Consider the following 3,807-nt stretch of genomic DNA (forward strand, 5'->3'; position numbering starts at 1 on the left):
TCCACCTCCGCCTGGAGGTCCCGCGCCTGCGCGAACTGTCCGCGCAGTGCCGCGAGTTGGGCCAGGTAGGCGCGGCTCTGCGCGGCGAACAGCCGGTGCCCGTGCTCGACCGCCAGGGCCAGGCCGCGCCGCCCGGTCTCCTCGGCGGCGGCCCACTCGCCCGCCGCCGTCCGGTCGAGCGTGAGCTGATGCAGCATCACCATGCCGGTGGCCACCGCCCCGGTCTCCAGCTCGCGGTCCACCACCCGCTCCAGGTGCGGACGGTAGTGCCCGAGCAGGTCGAGGTGGTACGCGGCCGAGCCGAGCCGGCTGACGTCCCACGGCTCCAGCTCGGGCAGCTCCGCGGCGGCCCGCCGGACCGTTCCGGCCCAGGCCGCGCCGTGCCGGGTCACGTCGCTCCAGGTGTCGGCGAACAGCCGGGCGCGTTCGCCGACCCGGTCGCCCAGCGAGGCGAGCAGCGCACGGGTGCTCTCCCACACCGCGGCGTCCCCGCTGTACTGACCGACCGCCAGCAGCAGGATCACCAGCCGGTCGAGCACCTCCGCGGGCTCCGCGCCGCCGCCGTCCCGCAGTTGCTCGATCGCGGCCGCGACCCGGCGGTGGGTGGAGCGCACGTCGCCGTCCTGGTACAGCGCCCGGTAGCCGGCGGCCAGCACCGCGGCCGGCGGCTCGGCCGCGCCGGGGGCGAGGCCGGCCCGGACCAGCCGGTGCGCCTGGCCGAGGCGGGCGGCGTGGCCGGCGACGAAGGCCGCGTCGGCCAGCCGCCGGGACCGGTCGGCGGGGTGCTCGCTGAGCTCGGCGGCCCGGGTCAGCCAGGACACGGCCGCCAGGGCGCCGCCGCGCCGGGTCGCCGACTCGGCCGCCGCCTCCAGCACGCCGGCCACCTCCTCGTCGGGGTCGACGGTGGCCGCCGCCAGGTGGGCGGCACGGCGTTCGAGGTCCTGGCCGTGCACCTGGGCCAGCGTCAGATGGGCGGCGCGGCGCCGGTTCGGGGTGGCCATCCGGATCACGGCGGAGCGCACCAGCGGGTGCCGGAACACCAGTTCGCCGCCGGCCGGATCGACGTCCAGCAGCCCGGCGGCCACCGCCGGGTCGGCGTCGCGGATGGCGTACCGGGTGCCGGGGGCGGTGTCGCTCGCACTGCCCGCCCCGTCGAGCGCGCCCAGCAGCAGCTCGTCGCGGACGTGCTCGTCGAGGGCGGCGATGCGGGTGCCGAACAGGCGCTGCAACCGCCGGGTCAGCGGCACGCCGGGGCGGCCGAGCAGGTCGTCGGCGGGGGCGTCGTCCGGGCGGCCGGCGTAGTGCGCGGGCAGCTCCAGCAGGGCCAGCGGGTTGCCGCGGGCCTGCTCCAGCACGGCCCGCCGGACCTGCCGGGGGAGGTCCGGATGCCGGTCGTCGAGCAGGCGTGCCGCGTCCGCGTCGGGCAGGGCGGCGACCGGGAGTTCGGGCAGCGCGGCGGTGTCGAACCGGGACGGCAGGTCCGCCCGGACCGCGATCAGCAGCCGTACCGGCCCGCCCGCCAGCCGGCGGCCGACGAAGCCGCACACGTCGGCGCTGGAGTCGTCCAGCCACTGCCCGTCGTCGAGGACCAGCAGCAGCGGCCGCTGCTCGGCGGCCCGGGCCAGCAGGCCCAGCACCGCGATGCCGAGCGCCATCACCGACGGCGGCTCGCCCGGCCGCCCGCCGAACACGGCGTCGAACACCGCCCGGGCCGGGTCGTCCAGCCGCGCGACCTCGCCGAGCAGCGGGTGCAGCAGGTGGTGCAGCCCGGCGTACGGCAGCCCGGACTCCACCTCGACGCCCGCCGCCCGGACGACCGTCGAACCCTCCCGCTCCGCCACCGCCGCGGCGTGCCCCAGCAGCGCGCTCTTGCCGACGCCCGCCTCGCCCCGCAGCACCAGCGCCCGCCCCGCGGCGGACGTCACGAACGCCGCCAGTTCCGCCTGCTCCTCCGCGCGGCCCACCATCGCGGTGACCCGCCGACCCGATCCGGCCATGCCCGACTCCACCGGCTCCGCTCTCAGCTGCCGAGGCCGGCCGCGCGGGCCATGTGCGCGGCGTACCAGCCGGGCCAGTCCGGGTCCGGGTGGCCGAGCTCGGCCTCGTGCACGCCGTGGGCGAGCGCCGCGTCGCGCAGCGCCGCCTCCACCTCCGCGGCGGAGCGGTACACCACGTGCCGGACCCGGCCCGGGCGGCGCTCGGTCACCTCCTGGAGCACGAAGGTGTTGCCGTCCGGGTCGGCGAACGAGGCGAAGGAGCCGTACGACTGCCGCTCCGGGTGCGGGCCGGGGACCCGGCCGACGGTGCCCGCGTGGTGGAAGACCCCGCCCGCGTCGTGGAACACCTCGCTCACCTCGACCCCGGCCGCGAGCAGTTCGGCGCGGGCCGCGACCACGTCCTCGACGATCAGGTGCACACCGCGCTCGGAGCCCGGCGCCGCGTCGGTCACCCCGCTGCCGATGATCAGCGACGCGGCCGAGCCGGGCGGGGTCAGGTGCACCACCCGGAAGCCGCCGTCGCCGGAGAAGTCGACGTCCTCGCGGAACCCGATCCGCTTGTAGAAGTCCTTGGCCCGGTCGACGTCCGACACCGGGACGACCACGACCTCGATCTTGAATTCCACCATCGCCAGCTCCTGTGCCACGAAGGGGGGCCGGCCGGCCCCGCCGCGGACCACCCTTCCGGGAGCGCGGGCCGTCGCGCCCGTGCCGGACCCTGGCCGGTACCCGGGCCCGGGGACCACGGGCCCGTGCCCCGTGCCCCGCCAGGGTCCGGGCCCGGGGCGACCAGTGGCCGGCACCGGCTCGACCGGGCGCCGCCGGCGGCGAGTCTGGGGGCAACCGGTCACCGACCCGAGGAGCGCAGGGAGCACCCCCATGGCAACCATCCGATTCACCGAGCGGACCTCGGCCACCCCCGAACAGTTCGTCGCCTGCCTCACCGACTTCTCGCCCGGCCGGCGCGAGCTGTTCCCCAACAGCGCCGACGAGTCCCTGCGGGTCCACGCCGAGGGCGACGGCCACGCGGACGTCACCGAAGGCTCCGGCGGCATCTGGGAACGGCTGCACTACGACTGGTCCGACCCGCACCGCGTGGTGATGACCACCACCGACTCCAACCTCTGGGGCGGCGCGTCCGGCCACACCTACACCTTCACGCCGCTGCCCGACGGGTCGACCCGGCTGGACGTCGTGGTGGTCCGCGAAGGCAAGAACCTCAAGGGCCGCATCACCGGACTGCTGCTCGGCACGGTCGGCAGGGGCGTCCTGGCGAAGGCCCTGAAGACCACCGTCCGGGCCGTCGAGGCCCGCCACCGGCCCGCCCACCGGTGACCGACACTCCCGTACTGACCGAAAGGACCAGCACCATGGCCGTCACCTACACCGCCACCGTCGAGGTCACCGGCGAAGGCCGCAACGGCGGCACCGCCCGCTCCGACGACGGGCTGCTCGAACACCGCCTGTCCATCCCGAAGCCGCTCGGCGGCGCCGGCGACGGCACCAACCCCGAGCAGCTGTTCGCCGCCGGCTGGGCCGCCTGCTTCCTCGGCGCGCTCCGGCACGCCGCCGCCCAGCGCCGGATCCGGCTGACCAGCACCGACATCACCGCCGAGGTCACCCTCCAGCACGGCGACGACGGCGAGTTCACGCTCCGCGCCACCCTCGCCCCGCGGCTCGGCGGCGTCGACCGGCGGACCGCCGAGGAACTCGCCGAGGCCGCGCACCGGATCTGCCCCTACTCCAAGGCGATCCGCGGCAACATCCCGGTCACCATCGACGTCACCGCGGTCTGACCCCGGCCCGGTGA

4 protein-coding genes are annotated in these 3,807 nt (G+C 76.9%); 2 read left to right on the forward strand and 2 right to left on the reverse strand.

Features of this window, described 5'->3' with window-relative positions:
* Together KCH_RS27900 and KCH_RS27905 are read right to left on the reverse strand one after the other, a co-directional pair.
* Positions 1-1,997 (reverse strand): ATP-binding protein (locus KCH_RS27900; protein ID WP_051653516.1); only part of this gene is annotated, 1,997 nt, incomplete at its 3' end.
* 23 nt (positions 1,998-2,020) lie between these two features.
* A complete protein-coding gene (locus KCH_RS27905) occupies positions 2,021-2,626 on the reverse strand; it encodes a VOC family protein (protein ID WP_084224284.1) in 606 nt (201 codons plus the stop codon).
* A gap of 250 nt (positions 2,627-2,876) precedes the next feature.
* Between KCH_RS27905 and KCH_RS27910 the strand changes: the two genes are divergently transcribed.
* Together KCH_RS27910 and KCH_RS27915 are read left to right on the forward strand one after the other, a co-directional pair.
* Positions 2,877-3,332, forward strand: coding sequence for an SRPBCC family protein (locus KCH_RS27910; RefSeq protein WP_035867522.1), 456 nt, complete (start codon positions 2,877-2,879; stop codon positions 3,330-3,332).
* Positions 3,333-3,367: 35 nt separating this feature from the next.
* Entirely contained in the window at positions 3,368-3,793 is a 426-nt protein-coding gene (locus tag KCH_RS27915) for an organic hydroperoxide resistance protein (RefSeq protein WP_035867525.1), read from the forward strand.
* Positions 3,794-3,807: the final 14 nt, after the last annotated feature.

Origin of the sequence: Kitasatospora cheerisanensis KCTC 2395 (genome assembly GCF_000696185.1) — a bacterium.
Classification (GTDB): Bacteria; Actinomycetota; Actinomycetes; order Streptomycetales; family Streptomycetaceae; genus Kitasatospora; species Kitasatospora cheerisanensis.

What these genes read in the sequence shown, in the direction of transcription:
- KCH_RS27905 (WP_084224284.1), bottom strand. Translation starts at nt 2,626, where the DNA reads ATGGTGGAATTCAAGATCGAGGTCGTGGTCGTCCCGGTGTCGGACGTC.
- KCH_RS27910 (WP_035867522.1), top strand. Translation starts at nt 2,877, where the DNA reads ATGGCAACCATCCGATTCACCGAGCGGACCTCGGCCACCCCCGAACAG.
- KCH_RS27915 (WP_035867525.1), top strand. Translation starts at nt 3,368, where the DNA reads ATGGCCGTCACCTACACCGCCACCGTCGAGGTCACCGGCGAAGGCCGC.